We start from the raw sequence: 17,905 nt of genomic DNA on the forward strand, positions 1-17,905 counted from the left end.
CGCCCCACCCCCACGAAGAAACGGATCCACTCGCCATGCGACCGAGAACCGCCCATGCCTCCGTACTCACCCTGGCCCTCGCCCTGACGGCCACCGCCTGCAGTTCCTCAGGGGCCGACGCGCCGGACGCCGGAGGGCCGGCCAAGGGCTCGACGTCCGCCGTGGCGTCGGCGAAGGTCGACTACAACCCGCAGCCCTACGACGACATCAAGGACGGAGGGACCTACACCACGCCCGGGACCTTCGACGACCAGGGCAACCCGTTCAACGCCAACGCCACCCTCACCGCCACCCGGGTGTGGTTCTGGTACAACCCCGACGTCATCACCTACTCCCCCACCGGCGACGTGCAGTACAACCCGGACTACCTGAGCGACGTCAAAGTCAGTGTCACCGGCGGCAACCAGCGAGTCGTCCTCACCCTCAACCCCAAGGCCGCCTACAACGACGGCACCCCGATCGACTGGCGGGCGGTCAAGGCCACCTGGCAGGCGAACAACGGCTCCGACAAGGACTACAACGCGAGCAACACCGAGGGGTACCGGAACATCACCTCGGTCACCCGCGGCGCCGACGACAAGCAGGCCGTCATCGGCTTCAAGGGCGTGGACCCCTGGTGGTCCAGCCTGTTCACGACGCTGCTGAACCCGAAGGCCGCCACGATGGCCAACTTCAACGACGCCTACGTGAAGAAGGCCCACCCCGAGTGGGGTGCCGGGCCCTACACCGTCGGCACCTTCGACACCAAGAGCGGCAACCTCACCTTCGTCCGGAACCCGAAATGGTGGGGGAAGAAGGGCAAGCTCGACAAGCGGATCTACGTCAACCTGGACTCGACCGCGGCGATCAACGCGTTCAAGAACGGCCAGGTCGACTACGCCGCCACGGGCAGCGCCGAGGGCCTGAAGCAGATCAGCGGCGTCACCGGCACGGAGATCCGCCGCGGCGGCAGCCCGTTCGAGTACTCGCTGTACGTGAACTCGAAGTCCGCCGTCCTCCGGGACGTGCGGGTGCGCAAGGCGCTGTTGGAGAGCGTCGACCGGACCCAGATCGCCAAGATCCAGTTTCAGGGACTCGACTACTCCGAGCCGCTTCCCGGCTCGGCGCTCCTCTACAGCTTCCAGAAGGGGTACGAGGACAACGTCTCATCGGTGATCAAGTACGCGCCCGACGACGCCAGGAAGACCCTGGAGTCCGCCGGCTGGAAGGCCGGCGGCGACGGCATCCGCGAGAAGGCCGGCACCAGGCTCACCGTCCGCTACACCCTGCTCGGCGACGACCCGCTGGACAAGGCCACGGCCAACGCGTTCGCCGCGATGCTGAAGCCGGTCGGCATCGGCGTCGACATCAAGAAGGCCGACGAGGCGGACTTCTCCAAGATCCTCAGCGATCGCGACTTCGACCTCTTCCTGTCCGGCAACCGTTCCACGGACCCCTTCGGCGCGCGCTACCTCTACCAGTTCTACGGCACCGACAGCGACTCCAACCTGACCGGTACCGGAACCCCGGAGCTGGACAAGCAGATCCACGCCGCCTCCGAGATATCCGACCCCGCCAAGCAGACCGCCCGCGCCAACGCCATCGAACGTGAAGAACTGGCACAGTACGCCTTCCTGCCCCTTTTCAGCGGTCCGTCCGTCTACGGCGTCAGGAAGGGGCTGGCCAACGTCGGCGCCACGATCTTCGGCACACCTCTGCCGGAGACCGTCGGCTGGCAGAAATAGGGCACGAGCGCGGCGGTCGCCCGGCGTGTCCGGTTACGCTGCGCCCGTGTCACAGTCGGCCAGGAAGGGGCGCATCAGGGAGAGCAGGGCTTCCGGCCGGTGCAGCGGGATGATGTGGCCGCAGTCGTCGATGAGGTGTCCGGTGAGATCGTCGGTGACGGGACGGAGTTGGTGTTCCAGCGCCGAGCCGACGGGGCGGGCGCCCAGCGCCATCGTCGGCACGGTCAGGCGGCCCGTACCGACCGCCCGCTCGATCTGTGCCGCGCTCTCGGGCAGGGCCCGGTAGTACGAGAACGCGCGGCTCAACGCCTCCCGGCCGGTGTAGGCGCGGACGAAGGCGTCCCGGATGTCGGGGCGTATCCCGTCACCGAGGGTGCCGGCCCGCAGGAACCAGTCGACGTAGGCGGCCTCGTTCCCTTCCAGCACGGTCTCGGCGAGGCCCGGCGCCGCGGCGTGGAAGCCGAACCACCAGGGCGCCCCGTCGGCGAGGAAGTCCTCGGCGCCGGGCAGCCTCCCCAGCAGGGACTCCATGACGACCAGGCGCCGGACCAGGTCGGGGTGGCGCATGGCGAGGAGGAAGGCCGGTGGAGTGCCGGCGTCGACGGCCACCACGGCGGCCGAGGACACGCCGAGCGCGGCGAGGAGCGCCGCGGCGTCCTCGGCCAGGGTGCCCGCGTCGTACCCGCGGGCAGCGGGACCGCTCGCGCCGAAGCCGCGCAGGTCCGGGGCGATGACGCGGTGGCGGTTCGACAGGTCGGCCATGACGTCGGTCCACACCTGCCAGGTGTGCGGGAAGCCGTGCAGCAACAGGACGGCCGGGCCGGCTCCGGCGAGGGCGACGTTCAGTTCGACGCCGTTGACGGCGACGCGGCGCAGTTCGGGCATGGCTGGACTCCGGAGGCTGGTGTGAGGAGGTGACAAGGTCACCGTAGGGAACTAGCCTGTCTCGCCCAAGACGGCACTTTCCCTTCAGGTGGTGAGCTCCAGGTGACCACGTCGGGTTCCGACGGACAGGGCAGGCGGCCAGGTGAGCGGGGCGACCTGCTGGACCCGCGCTGTCCGACCCGCCAACTGCTCGACCGCATCGGCACCAAGTGGACGTCGATGACGGTCAAGGTGCTGGCCGAGGAGTCCCCGCACGAGGTGCGGTTCGCGGAGCTGCGGCGTCGTGTCCCGGGCATTTCGCAGAAGATGCTGTCCGCCACGCTGCAGAGCCTGGCCCGCGACGGTCTGGTGGCGCGCCGCGTGGAGCCGACCGTGCCCCCGGCCGTGCACTACCGTCTCACCGAACTGGGCCTGTCCCTCGAAGGACCGCTTTCCGTCCTGCGGCTCTGGGCCGAGACGCACATGCCGGAGATCGACCGCAACAACCGGGCTGCCGACCGGTCCTCGACGCCCTAGGCGCAAGCCCCGGCGGGCGGCCTCGTCCTGATGAGACCGCCCGCCACACCGGTCGCTCGGGGCTCCGGTGAGAGGCTGTCGGCTTGTCGCTGGGCGGAGGCAGACCGCTCCTCCGTCCGGCGCCGGGTGCGCCGCGCTCGTGTCAGGCCGGCTGCCAGGAGAGGATCGCCTGGTACTGCGACTCGACGCCGGCCGCCGCGATGATGCTCGACGGAACCTGGGCCGCTCCCGTGATGGCGTGATTGTCCTGTATCAGGACCTTCTTGTTGTCGTAGTCGGACGGGCCGTTCGGCCAGTAGTTGCCCTCGATGTCCGTGGGGTCGTACGTTCCGTCACCGGCGGTGTAGTTCACGTGTTTGCTGCCCCACGGCGAGACGTTGATGTTCCACACCGCGTTGCCGAGGATCGACACGTAGGTGGCGCCGTTGTCGGTGTACAGGACATGGCCGCCGGAGGTGTTGAGCTGGTCGTGGACCACGTTGCCGGTGACCTTCTCGCCGGTCGCCAACGAGGTGCCCGTGATGCCGTTGGTGTAGACGGCACCGCCGTCGCCGAGCAGTGACATGTGATCGTGGATGAGGTTGTTCGAGACCGTGTTGTTGTTTGAGTAGTTCGGCTGCGCGGGCAGGCTCACCTTGTCGGGCCAGCCGCCCCAGCCGATGGAGATCGCCGTGTAGGGCACATGGTCGATCTGGTTGTGGGTGATGGTCGACGTCTCGACGTATCCGGCGTCGATGGCGACCCCGCCGTGGTACTCGGCTGCGGTGTCGTAGAAGTGGCTGTCTTTCACGGTGATCCCGCTGGTGTGCTGTGCCGAGCCGGTCGGCTGCGGGATGTCCACGCCACCCAGGTCGAGACCGTTGCCGGAGATGTCGGTGAACACGCAGGCGGTGACCGTGTCGTTCTGCGAGCCGTCGCCGAGGTCCAGTCCGGCCGCGCCCAGGTGGACGAAGTAGTCGTGGTCGAAGTGGACGCCCTTGTCGTAGGTGAACCGCAACGCGCCGGGCATCTTCGTCCAGTTGCCGTAGGGGCAGGTGCCCCCTGACACGAACTGGCACAGCCCCTGGGTGGCGTAGCCGGTGGTACCGGTGACCTGGTACGTCGCCTGGATCTCGGAGAAGCCGGTGCCGGTGTTGGAGGTCGTGTAGTTCGCATAGCTGAACTGGATGCCCTGGAAGCCGATGTGATCGGGCTCGTCCGAGGCGCTGCCCGAGGTCGCCACCAGGGTGTCGAGCGAGGGTGCCTCGACGTCCGCGGTGGTCAGGTCCTCGCCGGAACGGGGTATGTAGTAGAACCGGTGCTCGTTCTTGTCCAGGTAGAACTCGCCTGGCTTGTCGAGGAGTTCGTAGGCGTTCTCGACCGCCGTCGGTGCCTCGGTGATCGACTTGCGGCCGACCAGGTTGTAGGTGCGGCCCGAGTCGTCGGTACGCATGACACGCTGCGTGGAGTTGTTCCAGCAGGGCTGGGCCATGGTGATGGCGGTGCTGGTGACCGAGGCGACCGGACAGCGCGGCTCGGTCCACAGCCCGAGTCCGCCACGGTAGACGAACTCCATCGCCGACGGATTGCGCCAGCCTGCCATCGGGTCACCGGACGCCGTGGTGTATCCGGTCGCCGTCTGTTTCACCGACACCGGCAGAGCGCCGGCCGCACGCTGGGCGCGCACGCCGTCCACGTACAGTTGCCGGGTGTCCAGGCCGGTGGGGGCTGGGGCGGACCAGATGGCGCTGCCCGCGCCGGTCCGGGCCCAGCCGGTGATCTGGACACCGCCGCTGACGACCGGGGACTGTCCGGACGCCGCCTTCCACCAGACGGTGCCGGCCGTACCGCCGCCGGAGTCGGCAGCGGTGAAGGTGAGTGTCTTGGCCAGCCTGTAGACGCCACCGGCCAAGGTCACGGTGATCGGTCCGGACGTCGACTTGTCGATCGCCCGGACCGCCGTCTGCGCCTTGGTCAGCGTCCGGAAGGGAGCGTCGGCGCTCGTCCCCGGGTTGCTGTCACTGCCGCTGGGCGAGACGAAGTAGGTGACCGCGCTCGCCGCGCGTGCGGGCAGGGTGACCGCCCCGACGGCCAGGAGCGTGCCCAGGAAGGCTACGAAGATCCTATAAGGCCCGATGAATAAGCGGAACGCACGGGCGGGCCGCACGAGGCGCACTTGCTGCCGTGTTGGAAACATGCAGGCAAAGTAGAAGCGCGATGTCGAGACGTCAATGCCGGGAGATGGAAACATCGGATCAATAATCCGGTGTGTGACGTAGGCGGTCGATACCGTGCCCGGCGGTGGCGCCCCTGGAGCGTCAGAAACCGCTCAGCGTGATCTTGCCGATGGCCCGGCCGGACTCCAGGATGCGGTGAGCCTCGCGCAGGTGCTCGGCGTCGACGGTGCCGAGATCGGTGGTGGCCGTGGTGGTGAGGATGCCGGCGTCCACCAGACGGGAGATCTGGTGCAGGATGCGGCCCTGTTCGGCCTGGTCTGCCGTCTGGTGCAACGACCTGGTGAACATGAACTCCCAGTGGAAGGAGATGCTCTTGGACTTCAGCAGCCCGATCTCGACGGGTCCGAAGTCGTCGATGGCCACGACCTGCCCGAAGGGCTTGAGGACCTCCGCGTAGGCGGCAAGGTTCTGCTCGGTGCCGGCGGTGCTGAAGACGAAGTCCACTCCGCCGGGCGCCACCTCGGCCACCTGCGGCGCGAGCGGCTTGCGGTGGTCGACGATGCGGGACGCGCCCATGCGGCGGGCGAACTCGGTGGTCTCCGGACGGGACGCGGTGCCGATCACCGTCAGGCTGGTCAGCGCACGGGCCAGCTGGGACACCATCGCGCCGACACCGCCGGCGGCCGCGGTCACCAGCAGGGTGCCGGTCCGCCGGAGGGCGCCGTCGTACAGCCCGAGGTGTTCGAAGAGGCCTTCCCAGGCGGTCAGCGAGGTCAGCGGCAGCGCCGCCGCCTCGGCGAAGGACAGGGCGGAGGGCTTGCGACCGACGATGCGCTCGTCCACGGTGTGGAAGCGGGAGTTGGCGCCCGGCCGGTCGATCGCCCCGGCATAGAAGACCTCGTCGCCCACCTTGAACGACGTCACGTCGTCGCCGACGGCGACGACCGTGCCGGCGGCGTCCCAGCCGAGGACCTTCGGTTCGCCGCCCGGATCGTTGCTCTGGCGGACCTTGTAGTCCACCGGGTTGACCGCGATGGCTTCGACCTGCACCAGCAGGTCACGCGGCCCTGGCTGCGGCACCGGCAGCGTCACGTCCAGCAGGCTCTCCGCGTCATCGACGGGCAGGCTCTTGCGGTAGGCGACGGCGGGCATGTTCTGCGGGATCCGGCTCATCTCTGTACTCCTCCTCAGGTCGCAGCGAGCGGGCCTCCGCTGCGTCGGCAACGTAACGCGCTGTAGGTAGTAACCCGCACCGCAGTCCGCGCCGACGTCGCGGACCTCGGCGACCTGGACCGGCTGTTCGCCGTCGTCGCGGAAGCAGGCGGCCTCGACGTCGTGTTCGCCAACGCCGGAGGCGGGGCGTTCGCGGCGCTGCCCGACGTCACCTGGGAACACTACGCCGAGACGTTCAACACCAACGTCGGCGGCACTCTGTTCACCGTGCAGAAGGCGCTGCCCCTCCTCAGGCCCGGCTCCTCGATCATCGTCACCAGCTCCAACATCGACGTCAAGGGCGCCGCGTCGTTCGGCGTGTACGCCGCCAGCAAGGCCGCCCTGCGCTCGCTCACCCGTAGCTGGGCCGCCGAACTCGCCGCCCAGGGCATCCGCGTCAACAGCATCGCCCCCGGCCCGGTCGAGACCCCCGGCCTCAGCGGACTGGCAGGCGACCCCGTGTCCGCCGAGCGGCTCCTCGAGAACCTCGCCGCCGGAGTACCGATGAACCGGCTCGGGCGCCCGGAGGAGATCGCCGAGACCGTACTGTTCCTCGCCTCCGACGCCAGCAGCTACATGACCGGCGCCGAAATCTACGTGGACGGCGGCGCCAGCCAGATCTGACCGACCGCGTGCCCCCGGCGGGCCGACTCCGGCCCGCCGGCCTGTCGGCTCATCGTGGCGTCGGTCGCAGCGAGGCACCGGTCTTCGCCCGGACCTCCTCCTCGGTGACGCCGGGAGCAAGTGCCCTCAGTCGCAGGCCGTCCCTGCGCACATCGATGGTGGCGAGGTCGGTGATGATGCGGTCGACCACGCCGGCAGCGGTCAGCGGCAGCGTGCAGGCGTCGACGATCTTCGGGCTTCCGTCCTTCGCGACGTGGTCGGTGAGCACCACGATGCGGCGGGCGCCGACCACGAGGTCCATGGCACCGCCCATGCCCTTCACCAGGGCGCCGGGGATGGTCCAGTTCGCGAGGTCTCCCTGGGCGCTCACCTGCAGGGCGCCCAGGACGGCGACGTCGATGTGGCCGCCGCGGATCATGCCGAAGGACGTCGCGGAGTCGAAGAAGCTCGCGCCGGGGTTGACGGTGACCGTCTGCTTGCCCGCGTTGATGACGTCAGCGTCCTCTTCGCCCGCCCAGGGGAACGGGCCGAGGCCCAGGATGCCGTTCTCGCTCTGCAAGGTCACCTGGACGCCGTCGGGTATGTGGTTGGCCACGAGGGTGGGGATGCCGATGCCGAGATTCACGTAGTCGCCGTCGTTGAGTTCGGCGGCCGCGATGGCGGCCATCTCGTCGCGTGTCCGGGGCATGGTCCGTCGCTCCTATGCTTCGACGGTCACGCGGGGACGGACCGTACGCTGTTCGATTTCCTTGACCCGCTTGTGCGCGACCACCAGACGGCTCACGTAGATGCCGGGGGTGGTGACCGACCCGGGGTCGATGAACTCCTCGAAGAGTTGCTCGGCCTCGGCGACCGTCACCCGGCCGCAGGTGGCCACGAGGGGGTTGAAGTTTCGTGCGGCGGCGCGGTACGTCAGGTTGCCCGCCTGGTCGGCGGTGTGGGCGTGCACGAGTGCGAGGTCGGCGACGATCGCCCGCTCCTGGACATGGGCGTGTCCGTCGAACTCGGCGTGCGGCTTGCCCTCGGCGACCGGCGTGCCCACGCCGGTCCTTGTGTAGAAGGCCGCTATGCCTGCTCCGCCGGCGCGCATGCGTTCGGCGAGCGTGCCCTGCGGGGAGAACTCCACGTCGAGAACCTTGTCCAGGTACTGCTGGGCGAACAGCTTGTTCTCGCCGACGTACGACGCGATCACCTTGGTCACCTGACGGTTCTCCAGCAGCAGACCGAGGCCCTTGCCGTCGACCCCCATGTTGTTGGACACGACCGTCAGCCCGGTGACCCCGCTGTCCCGTACGACTTCGATGAGGTCGTACGGGACACCGCAGAGACCGAACCCGCCGACCGCGATCGTCATCCCGTCGGTCAGCACTCCCGCCAGGGCCTCTTCCGCCGTCGTGCGCAGCTTGCTCAACACGTCCACCTCCCGCCTGGGGCGTTCACTGTCTGAGCGTCCGAGTCAACGCTCGCGTCCCCTCCACGAGCAAGAAACAGGGCTTCTGAGGGTCGGAACTGATTGCGGGGTGAGCGGGGACCACGCGGAGCGTCCACTGAGTGAACGTACGATGAGGCTATGGACACCACCCCGGGAGCCCACCTCGTCGGCAGGGTGGGCGTGCTTCTGCGCGCGCTGTCGACGGTCAACGAGGCCGGCGCGGGCACCGCCGAACTGGCGAGGGCGACGAGTCTGCCGAGGCCGACGGTGCATCGGCTCCTGGTCTCGTTGGCGGACGAGGGGTTCGTCGACCGTGACCGGCGCAGTGGTCGTTGGTTCCTCGGCCCCGAGCTGTATCTGCTCGGCGGGGTGGCCGGCAGTCGCTACGACATCACTCGCCACGCACGGGAGAGCGTGCACCGGCTGGCGGCTCTGACCGGGGAGAGCGCGTTCTTCTCGGCCCGGCGCGGTGACGAGACGGTGTGCCTGCTGCGTGAGGACGGAGATTTCCCGATCCGCTCGTTCGTGCTCTACGAGGGCGCCCGCTTCCCGCTCGGGGTCGTGTCCGCGGGCCTGGCGGTGCTGTCGTTCCTCGGCGACGCCGAGATCGACGCCTACCTGGCAGACCGGGACCTGGTGGACCGGTGGGGTCCCGCGCACGCGCCGGACGCGGTGCGGGAGCGGATCGCGCGGACCCGGATCGACGGCTACGCCGTGAACCCCGGACTCGTCGTGGAAGGCAGCTGGGGCATGGCGGCGGCGGTGTTCGACCACACCGGGCAGCCCCTGTGGGCGCTGACCGTGACAGGTGTGGAGACCCGGTTCCGCGCCGAGCGCAGACCTGAACTGGGCGCGCTCCTGCTCCGCGAGGCGCATGCGCTCGGTCGCACGCTGAACAGCGCTGCGGGGGCTCGACGCTGACCACCGCCTGGGGCGGCGCCGGCCAGGCAAGACTCCCCGGGGACAACACTCTTTTGACATAGGTATCTCTTCATAGGTAATTTGCCGACGTGACCGGAACCAGCGAGGCTCACCGGAGCCAGGACGTCGACCAGGTGGCCACCGGCCTCGTGGCGTGCCTCCCCGCGCTGAACCGGCACCTCAGGCAGAGCATCGACCGGCAGTTGCCCTATCCCCCGCTGCCCGAGCGGCAGTTGGCCCTCCTCCAGTACGTCGCCGAGCACGACGGCGCCACCGTCCACAAAGCCGCCGAGGCGCTGCGGATGGTGCCGAACAACGTCAGCACCCTGGTCACCCGCCTCACCGAAGCGGGGCTGCTCGAACGACACCGGGACGACGCCGACCGACGCGTGGCGCGTCTGCGCGTCACCGCCCTCGCGAGTCAGCGCATCGGCGAGGTGGAGAACATCGCCGCAGCGCAGCTGGCGTCCGTCCTGCGCACCCTCTCCGACGGCGACCGCGGTGCCCTCGGCTCGGCCCTCGGCGCGCTGGAGGCGCTCACAAGGCGCCTGCGCGACCGCTCTGCCTGACCGGTTCGCCTCTCTGTGCGCCTGCTGCCCCGACCGCGTCCGCGGCGGGGCCCGATCGGCCTCCCCTCGTCTGTCCACGCGCCCCCAGAGGCGCGCCAACGTCTCAAGGACGTCTCACACGTGTCTGTCACCGCTGTCCCCACAGCGCCCGCTTCCGTATCCGGCCCCGGCGCCGGCGGTCTGCGCGCCAACCCTTGGCTGACGCTGGTCGCCGTCGCGCTCGGCCTGTTCATGGTGGGTCTCGACGGCTCGGTCGTCTCGATCGCCAACGCCGAGATCGCCCGCGACCTGCACGCCACCACTCCCGAACTGCAGTGGGTCACCAACTCCTACCTGCTCGCCCTCGCCGCCACCCTCATCCTCGGCGGCAAACTCGGCGACCGCTTCGGACGCCGCACCCTCTACCTCGTCGGCGTCGTCGGGTTCACGGCCGCGTCCGTCGCGATCGGGCTCGCCGGATCGATCGAGGGCGTCATCGCCTTCCGCGCCGTGCAGGGCGCGTTCGGCGCGATGCTCATGCCCAACACCCTCGCACTGCTGCGGGCGGTGTTCCCGCCGAGGAAGTTCGGCATGGCGGTCGGCATCTGGGCGATGGTCTCGTCCGTGTCCACCGCACTCGGCCCGATCGTCGGCGGACTGCTCGTCGAGCACGTCAGCTGGGAGTCCGTCTTCTACCTCAACGCCCCCATCGGCGTCATCGCCCTCCTCTTCAGCCTGCTGGTCCTGCCACAGTCCAGGAACGAGGCCGCGGCGGACGAGAAGTTCGACGTGCCCGGCGTCGTGCTGCTCGCCCTCGGACTGCTCGCCGTCGTCTTCGGCGTCGTCAAGGGCGAGACGTGGGGCTGGACCTCGGCCGGCACGCTCGGCGCGATCGGCGGCGGCGTCGTCGTCCTCGTCCTCTTCGGCTGGTACGAGACCCGTGTCGCGCACCCGCTCCTGCCCATACGCCTGTTCCGCAACCCGGCCCTGACCGTCGGCACGGTCGTCACCGCGCTGAACTTCTTCGTCCTGCTCGGCATGATCTTCTTCGTGATGCTGTACCTGCAGAACGTGCGCGGCTTCACCCCCGTCCAGGCCGGTGTGCGCACCCTTCCGCTCAGCCTCGCCTCCATGCTGGCCTCGCCCCTCGGCGCGAAGCTCACCGAGAAGTTCGGTCCGCGCCTGACCATGCCGCTCGGGATGGTGCTCCAGGCGGGCGCCGCGTTCACGATGCTCGCGTGGAGCGCCGACTCGTCCTACCACGCCCTGTGGCCGCCCTTCGTCGCGCTCGGCCTCGGCGTCGGCATGGTGATGTCGGCGTCCTCCGACGCGATCGTCGGCAACGCGCCCGTCCGGGACGGTGGCATCGCGGGCGGTCTCCAGGCCACCTCGCTCCAGGTCGGCGGCGCGCTCGGCACCTCGGTGCTGGTCTCCCTCATCAGCAGCCGCGTCGGCGCCACCCTCGGCGGCTCACTGGCCGACGCCGGGGTACCGCACTCGGTCGCCGCCCGCCTCGATGAGGCGAAGGACGCGGTGGCCATGGGCGTCGCCCCGGTCTCCGGGACGATGCCGGCACAGCTGAGGGCCGCCGTGGCGGAGGGCAGCCACACCGCCTTCATGAACGGCGTCCACACCGCCGTCCTCGTCACCGGCGTCCTCGCCCTGGCCGGCGCCGCCCTCGCGGCCCTGGGCCTGCGCGCGCGAGGCGACGCTCGCGAGACGACGGGGCCGGCCCCGGCCGCCACCGACATCTGACCCCTCCGCGCACGCCGGCCCCGGCCGCCACCGACATCTGACCCCTCCGCGCACGCCGGCCGCGGGCCGACAGGGCCGACCTCTCGGACGGCGTGCGCGGCCGGCCCGAAGCGGGCCCTCGCCGTCAAGAACCACACACGGCGGCTCAGCTGTGTGCGACGACCGCGACGGGGGCGGCGACGTGGTGCAGGGCGCAGTGTGTGACATGGCCGACGTGGGCACCGAACGAGCCGGTGCGGATACGCCGGCCGACGACGACCAGGGAGGCGTCGCGGGAGTCGCTCACGAGGACCTGCGCGGCGCCGCCGCACCGGCTCGCCTCGATCACCTCGACGTCCGGGAACTTCTCCCGACAGGGACGCAGTGCCTTGCCCAGAAGGGAGGCCTGTCCGCGCTCGAGCGTGTCGTGGAGTTCGACGTCGCCGGGGAAGCGGTGGGAGGACGTGGGCGGTTCGGGCCAGGCGTGGACGGCCCGTAGACCGGCTTTCCGGCGAGCGGCCGCGTCGAAGGCGAATTCCAGCAGCGTGTCGTCCGGACGATCGATGTCGAGGCCGAGCACGACCGGCCGGAAGGGCGTCGCGGCGGACGGCACGCCCGCCGGGTCCATCGTGTGCTCGTCGGCGGCCTGCTCCTGCGCGCGCACCAGCACCACCGGACGCTCCGCACGGGCCACGACACCCAGACTCACCGAGCCGACCACGAACCCGTGCGCCCTGCCGAGCGCCCGGGAGCCCAGGACCAGCAGTTCGGCGAAGCCCGCCGCCTCGCACAGGACGTCGGCCACGGTCCCCGTGAGCAGCTCGGTGATCACCTCGATGCCCGGATGACGCAGCCGGATGCCGTCCGCGGACTCCCGCGTCAGCCGCTGAGCCCAGTGCCGGTAACCGTCCAGGTCCAGCAACGGGGTACGGGCCAGGTACCTGGGCGTCGGCTCCTGGGCATGCACGATCTTCAGCGGCAGGCCTCGCAGCAGCGCCTCGCGAGCCGCCCACTCGACTGCTGCCCGGCCTTCGGGCGAGTCGTCGAGGCCGACGGTGACGGTGCGGAACATGGTGCCCACCTCCCGGAGCGAGGGTTCCGACATCAGCGTGCCGCCCCGGCGCGGGCCGCATCAGGGGCCGCACGGTCCGTTCGGGGCCCGACCGGCCCTCCGCGGGGCCGTGGCCGGGCGTCCCCCGGCGGCCGGCCCCCGAGCGAGTCGCCGTTGAGAGCGCCGTCGCTCAGAATGGATCTCACGATCGACGGAGAGCCTCACCCGCGCACGAAGGTGGGGAGGGAACCATGAAGGTAGGAGTACTGACCGGCGGCGGTGACTGTCCCGGGCTCAACGCCGTGATCCGCAGCGTCGTCCGCAAGGGCGTCCAGGAGTACGGCTTCGAGTTCGCCGGCCTGCGGGACGGATGGCTGGGTGCGCTCAAGGGCAACGTGGTGCCGCTGGGCGTCCCCGAAGTGCGGGGCATCCTGCCGCGCGGCGGGACCATCCTCGGCTCGTCCCGCACCAACCCGTTCAAGCACCAGGACGGCGTGCGCCGCATCCAGGACACGCTCGCCGCGCACGGCATCGACGCCCTCGTCGCGATCGGCGGTGAGGACACCCTCGGCGTCGCCGCCGAGCTGGACCGCCAGGGAATCCCGATCGTCGGCGTGCCCAAGACGATCGACAACGACGTACCCGGCACCGACTACACCTTCGGCTTCGACACCGCCGTGGGCATCGCGACCGAGGCCATCGACCGCCTGCACACCACCGCCGAGTCGCACATGCGCACCCTGGTGGTGGAGGTGATGGGACGGCACTCCGGCTGGATAGCCCTGCACGCCGGTGTCGCGGGTGGTGCCAACGTGATCCTCATACCGGAACGGCCGTTCGACATCGACCAGGTGTGCGCGTGGGTGAGGCATCGCTTCGAGTTCCACTACGCGCCGATCGTCGTCACCGCCGAGGGAGCCCTCCCCAAGGAGGGACAGATGATCCTCAAGGACCGGTCGCTGGACGAGTACGGCCATGTGCGGCTGTCCGGGATCGGCGACTGGCTGGCCCGGGAGATCTCTCAGCGCACCGGCACGGACGCCCGCACGACGGTGCTCGGGCACGTCCAGCGCGGCGGCACGCCCAGTGCCTTCGACCGGTGGCTGGCCACCCGCTTCGGACTGCACGCCGTCGACGCGGTCAAGGACGGCGCCTTCGGGACCATGGTCGCCCTGAGCGGAACCCGGATCGTACGGGTCCCGATCCCGGGCGCCGAGGCGAAGACCAGGACGGTCGACCCGGCGCTGTACGACGAGTTCGGGGTGTTCTTCGGCTGACTCCGACGGGGTTCCCCGACCGGTCCCCTGTCAGCCTCAGGCCGCGTGCGGTACGACCGCCACCGGGCAGTCGGCGTGGTGCAGTACGGCGTGCGTGACGGGCCCCAGCCGGCCCTCACCGCCGCCCCGGCCCATGACCAGCAGGTCGGCTCCGGCTCTCCGGGACACCTTCAGGAGCGCCTCCGCAGGATGGAGGAGCACGACATCGGCGCGGACCGTCACCTCCGGATACTTCTCCTGCCAGGGCCGCAGCGCATCGGACAGCCGCAGGACCTCCTGGTCCTCCCAGGTGGCACGGTCCTCCTCGGTCACGAACAGCGTCCGGGGTGACACCGACTCGGCGGGAAAGGCCCAGGCCTGCACCACGCGGAGAACCGCTCCGCGCGTCCGGGCCGCCACGAACGCGACATCCACCACCTCGTCGACCGGGAGATACGGGTCGAAACCCACCACCACCTGAGGGACGGCGCCCGCCCGGCGTGCGCCGTCGCCGAAGCCGCCGGGCCGAGATCCCGGCACCACGACCACGGGTCGATCGGCCGCCGCCGCCACCCGGAGGGCCACCGAGCCGACCGCGAGGCCGTCGAAGCCGCCCGAGCCCCGTGCCCCGACCACGAGCAGACCGGCATCGTGCGCCGCGGACAGCAGGGTCTCCGCCGGGGCTTCGCTGCTCTGCGAGCCGTCCATGGGCAGACCCGGGTGGCAGGCACCGAGGTGGGCGATCGCCCCCTGGACGATGCGTTCGCCCACGCGGCGCAGCGTTTCCCCGGCCTGGTGGGGAACCGTGTCGCCCGGAAGGGGCGGCGGGGCGTGCACGAGGCGCAGGGCGACACCCCGCAGCGCCGCTTCCCGTGCCGCCCACTCGGCCGCGGCGAGGCTGGACTCGGACCCGTCGACGCCGGCCAGCACGGGGTGACTCATCGTGTCCTCCTTCGCCCACGGGACCCGTTCGCGCACTCCTCCACTGTTCCACGGCGAAAGCCCCGGCAGACGGGGGCGTTCGCCCGCTCGGCCCTGCCGAGTGCTCGCCCCGGCGGACGGCCGGTGAACGCGCGACGCGGCCGCACGACCATGGCACGTGCCGCCTCCCGGCGCGGGCACACGTGCGGCCCCTCCGTCGGCATCGGGTAGGAGAGCGCGAGGACCATGGCCGAAACCCAGGAACCGCTGGGCGACGAGGCCCCAGCTCACCGCACCGACGTCTCTCTCGCCCCGGAGGTCTGCACATCCAGTGCGGCCCGGCCTGCCTCGAGCCGGGCCACGGGGACCCGGAACGGCGAGCAGGAGACGTAGTCGAGTCCGACGGTGTGGAAGAAGTGGACGGAGGCGGGGTCGCCGCCGTGTTCGCCGCAGACGCCGATCGTCAGGTCGGGACGTGCGGCGCGCCCCTCGTCGACGGCGATGCGGACGAGCCGGCCCACGCCGTCCCGGTCGATCGTCTCGAAGGGCGACATGGCGAAGACGCCCTTGTCCAGGTAGGCGGAGAAGAAGGCGGCCTCCACGTCGTCGCGGGAGAAGCCCCAGGTGGTCTGGGTGAGGTCGTTGGTGCCGAAGGAGAAGAACTCGGCCTCTTCGGCGATCCGGCCGGCGGTGAGCGCGGCGCGGGGCAGCTCGATCATGGTGCCCACCGGGCACCGTACGGGCAGGCCCGACTCCCGGGAGACCTCGGCGAGGACCCGCTCCACTTCCTCCCGCTCGATGCGCAGTTCCTCGACGGCGCCGACGAGCGGCACCATGATCTCCGCTGTGGGCGATCCCCCCGCCCTGGTGCGTGCCACGACCGCTTCGGCGATCGCCCGCACCTGCATGGCCACGAGACCGGGAACGACCAGGCCCAGGCGGACACCGCGCAGGCCGAGCATCGGGTTCTCCTCGTGCATGCGGTTCACCGCGGCGAGCAGTTCGGCCTGGTGCGCATCCGGCTGCTCGCCGCGGGCCTCGGCGGCGGCGACGCGTACCGCGAGCCGGGTGCGGTCGGGCAGGAACTCGTGCAGCGGCGGGTCGAGCAGCCGGATCGTGACGGGCAGGCCGTCCATCGCGTCGAGGATGCCGATGAAGTCCTGCCGTTGCAGCGGCAGCAGGGCCGCCAGCGCACGCTCGCGCTCGGTTTCGTCGCCGGCCAGGATCATCCCCTCGATGAGTCCGCGGCGCTCGCCGAGGAACATGTGCTCGGTCCGGCACAGCCCGATGCCCTGCGCGCCGAACCGGCGGGCACGCCGGGCGTCCTCGGGGGTGTCGGCATTGGCCCGCACCTCCAACCGCCGCACCGCGTCGGCCTGTGCGAGGGCGCGTGCCACGGCGGCCACCAGGCCGCCGGACTGCTCGCCCGTCTCCAGGTACCGCATCGCCGCGGAGGCGACCAGCGGGACCGCGCCGGCGTACACGGCTCCGGTGGAACCGTCCACGGAGATGACCGTGCCCTCCTCGACGAGGGTTCCGTCGCGGGTGGTGAAGTGCCGGGCCGTGGTGTCCACGGTGACCTCCTCCGCACCGCAGACGCACACCGTGCCCATTCCCCGGGCGACGACGGCCGCATGGCTGGTCTTGCCGCCCCGGCTCGTCAGCACGGCCTCGGCGGCGACCATGCCGGGCAGGTCGTCGGGGGATGTCTCCTGGCGGACGAGGACGACCTTCTCGCCGGCGGCGGCGCGCCGTACCGCCTCGGTGGAGTCGAACACCGCGGCGCCGACCGCGGCGCCCGGCGAGGCCGGAAGACCCTGGGCGAGCGTCCGGCCTGCGGCGCCGGTGTCGAACCGCGGGAACATCAGGCGGGCCAGCCCGTCCCCGCTGACCCGGGTCAGGGCCTCCTCCGGCGTGATCTGCCCTTCCTCCACCAGCTCGGCGGCAATGGCGAAGGCGGCCTCGGCGGTGCGCTTGCCGACCCGGGTCTGGAGCATCCACAGGGTGCCGCGCTCGATGGTGAACTCGATGTCGCACAGGTCGCGGTAGTGCCGTTCCAGGACTCCCGCGTTGTCACGCAGCCGCCGGTACGAGACCGGGTCCAGCCGGGCCAGTTCGGAGAGCGGCACCGTGGTGCGGATGCCGGCGACGACGTCCTCGCCCTGGGCGTCGGCCAGGTAGTCGCCGTACAGTCCGGGACGGCCGGTGGCCGGGTCGCGGGTGAAGGCGACGCCGCTGCCCGAGTCGGCGCCCAGGTTGCCGTACACCATGCGCTGCACGGTGACCGCCGTCCCGAGGTCGTCGGGGATGTGCTCGCGACGGCGGTAGAGCCGGGCGCGCTCGCCGTTCCAGGACCGGAACACGGCGAGGACGGCGAGGCGCAGTTGCTCGGCGGGGGACGGGGGGAACGCCCGGCCGGTGTCGTCGAGGATCAGCTGTTTGTACGTGTCCACCAGGCCGGCCAGGTCGTTCGCGTCCAGGTGCAGGTCGTCGGGGGCCTCGCGGGCCGCCTTCAAGCGGCCCATGGCGTCGTCGAACCGGGCGGCGTCGACGCCCATGACCGTGCTGCCGAACATCTGGACGAGGCGACGGTAGGAGTCCCAGGCGAAGCGGTCGCTGCCGGAGGCCTTGGCGAGGCCGAGGACGGAGTCGTCGTTGAGGCCGATGTCCAGGACGGTCTCCATCATCCCGGGCATGGAGAAGCGGGCCCCGGACCGGACGGACACCAGCAGCGGATCGTCCGGCTGACCGAGCCGGCGCCCGGCGGAGTCCTCCAGCGCGGCCAGATGCCGGGAGACCTCGGCCGCCATGCCCTCCGGTTCCGCACCTGAGTAGGTGTTTTTGATCCTGCGCCGAGAAGCGAGCCTGACGAGGGACACTGCTGAGGATCAGCGATCTTGTGCAGGTTGAAGGCTGCCAGCAGGA

At 70.7% G+C, this 17,905-nt stretch carries 13 protein-coding genes and 2 pseudogenes; 7 read left to right on the forward strand and 8 right to left on the reverse strand.

Annotated features, from left to right (window positions below; translation table 11 throughout):
• Positions 1–35: 35 nt before the first annotated feature.
• Entirely contained in the window at positions 36–1,724 is a 1,689-nt protein-coding gene (locus tag AB0958_RS35755; RefSeq protein WP_366894639.1) for an ABC transporter family substrate-binding protein, read from the forward strand.
• Between the two features lie 33 nt (positions 1,725–1,757).
• On the opposite strand, the gene AB0958_RS35760 is transcribed toward AB0958_RS35755, so the two are convergent.
• Positions 1,758–2,609, reverse strand: coding sequence for an alpha/beta fold hydrolase (locus AB0958_RS35760; RefSeq protein ID WP_366894640.1), 852 nt, complete (start codon positions 2,607–2,609; stop codon positions 1,758–1,760).
• Positions 2,610–2,711: 102 nt separating this feature from the next.
• Between AB0958_RS35760 and AB0958_RS35765 the strand changes: the two genes are divergently transcribed.
• Positions 2,712–3,125 carry a helix-turn-helix domain-containing protein gene (locus AB0958_RS35765; RefSeq protein WP_366894641.1) on the forward strand — a complete coding sequence of 138 codons (414 nt, stop codon included), beginning with the start codon at positions 2,712–2,714 and terminating at the stop codon, positions 3,123–3,125.
• Positions 3,126–3,267: 142 nt separating this feature from the next.
• On the opposite strand, the gene AB0958_RS35770 is transcribed toward AB0958_RS35765, so the two are convergent.
• Together AB0958_RS35770 and AB0958_RS35775 are read right to left on the reverse strand one after the other, a co-directional pair.
• Positions 3,268–5,301: a right-handed parallel beta-helix repeat-containing protein gene (locus AB0958_RS35770; protein ID WP_366894642.1), complete on the reverse strand. Its 2,034-nt coding sequence runs from the start codon at positions 5,299–5,301 to the stop codon at positions 3,268–3,270.
• A gap of 121 nt (positions 5,302–5,422) precedes the next feature.
• Positions 5,423–6,454 (reverse strand): zinc-binding alcohol dehydrogenase family protein, encoded by a 1,032-nt coding sequence (locus tag AB0958_RS35775; RefSeq protein ID WP_366894643.1) that lies wholly within the window; start codon positions 6,452–6,454, stop codon positions 5,423–5,425.
• 90 nt (positions 6,455–6,544) lie between these two features.
• Here AB0958_RS35775 and AB0958_RS35780 point away from each other — a divergent pair.
• Positions 6,545–7,117: pseudogene (locus AB0958_RS35780) on the forward strand (SDR family oxidoreductase); the annotation flags it as partial.
• Positions 7,118–7,166: 49 nt separating this feature from the next.
• Here the strand turns inward: AB0958_RS35780 and AB0958_RS35785 are convergent.
• Both AB0958_RS35785 and AB0958_RS35790 read right to left on the reverse strand, forming a co-directional pair.
• A complete protein-coding gene (locus AB0958_RS35785) occupies positions 7,167–7,805 on the reverse strand; it encodes a CoA transferase subunit B (RefSeq protein WP_366894644.1) in 639 nt (212 codons plus the stop codon).
• A gap of 12 nt (positions 7,806–7,817) precedes the next feature.
• On the reverse strand, positions 7,818–8,531 hold the full coding sequence (locus AB0958_RS35790) for a CoA transferase subunit A (protein WP_366894645.1): 714 nt from the start codon (positions 8,529–8,531) through the stop codon (positions 7,818–7,820).
• Between the two features lie 156 nt (positions 8,532–8,687).
• Between AB0958_RS35790 and AB0958_RS35795 the strand changes: the two genes are divergently transcribed.
• The 3 genes from AB0958_RS35795 to AB0958_RS35805 all read left to right on the forward strand — a co-directional run bounded on the left by AB0958_RS35795 (position 8,688) and on the right by AB0958_RS35805 (position 11,773).
• Positions 8,688–9,470: an IclR family transcriptional regulator gene (locus AB0958_RS35795; protein ID WP_366894646.1), complete on the forward strand. Its 783-nt coding sequence runs from the start codon at positions 8,688–8,690 to the stop codon at positions 9,468–9,470.
• An 89-nt stretch (positions 9,471–9,559) separates the two neighbouring features.
• Complete coding sequence (locus AB0958_RS35800) at positions 9,560–10,039, forward strand: MarR family transcriptional regulator (protein WP_366894647.1); 480 nt, start codon at positions 9,560–9,562, stop codon at positions 10,037–10,039.
• A 120-nt stretch (positions 10,040–10,159) separates the two neighbouring features.
• Positions 10,160–11,773, forward strand: coding sequence for an MFS transporter (locus AB0958_RS35805; RefSeq protein ID WP_366894648.1), 1,614 nt, complete (start codon positions 10,160–10,162; stop codon positions 11,771–11,773).
• Positions 11,774–11,918: 145 nt separating this feature from the next.
• On the opposite strand, the gene AB0958_RS35810 is transcribed toward AB0958_RS35805, so the two are convergent.
• Complete coding sequence (locus tag AB0958_RS35810; RefSeq protein WP_366894649.1) at positions 11,919–12,824, reverse strand: universal stress protein; 906 nt, start codon at positions 12,822–12,824, stop codon at positions 11,919–11,921.
• A 230-nt stretch (positions 12,825–13,054) separates the two neighbouring features.
• Here AB0958_RS35810 and AB0958_RS35815 point away from each other — a divergent pair, with 230 nt between their 5' ends.
• On the forward strand, positions 13,055–14,080 hold the full coding sequence (locus tag AB0958_RS35815) for a 6-phosphofructokinase (RefSeq protein WP_366894650.1): 1,026 nt from the start codon (positions 13,055–13,057) through the stop codon (positions 14,078–14,080).
• A gap of 36 nt (positions 14,081–14,116) precedes the next feature.
• Here AB0958_RS35815 and AB0958_RS35820 read toward each other — a convergent pair whose 3' ends face one another.
• Complete coding sequence (locus AB0958_RS35820; RefSeq protein WP_366894651.1) at positions 14,117–15,001, reverse strand: universal stress protein; 885 nt, start codon at positions 14,999–15,001, stop codon at positions 14,117–14,119.
• Between the two features lie 266 nt (positions 15,002–15,267).
• A pseudogene (gene ppdK / locus AB0958_RS35825) lies at positions 15,268–17,811 on the reverse strand (pyruvate, phosphate dikinase); the annotation flags it as partial.
• Positions 17,812–17,905: the final 94 nt, after the last annotated feature.

It is taken from the genome of Streptomyces sp. NPDC006655 (genome assembly GCF_040703965.1).
GTDB lineage: Bacteria > Actinomycetota > Actinomycetes > Streptomycetales > Streptomycetaceae > Streptomyces.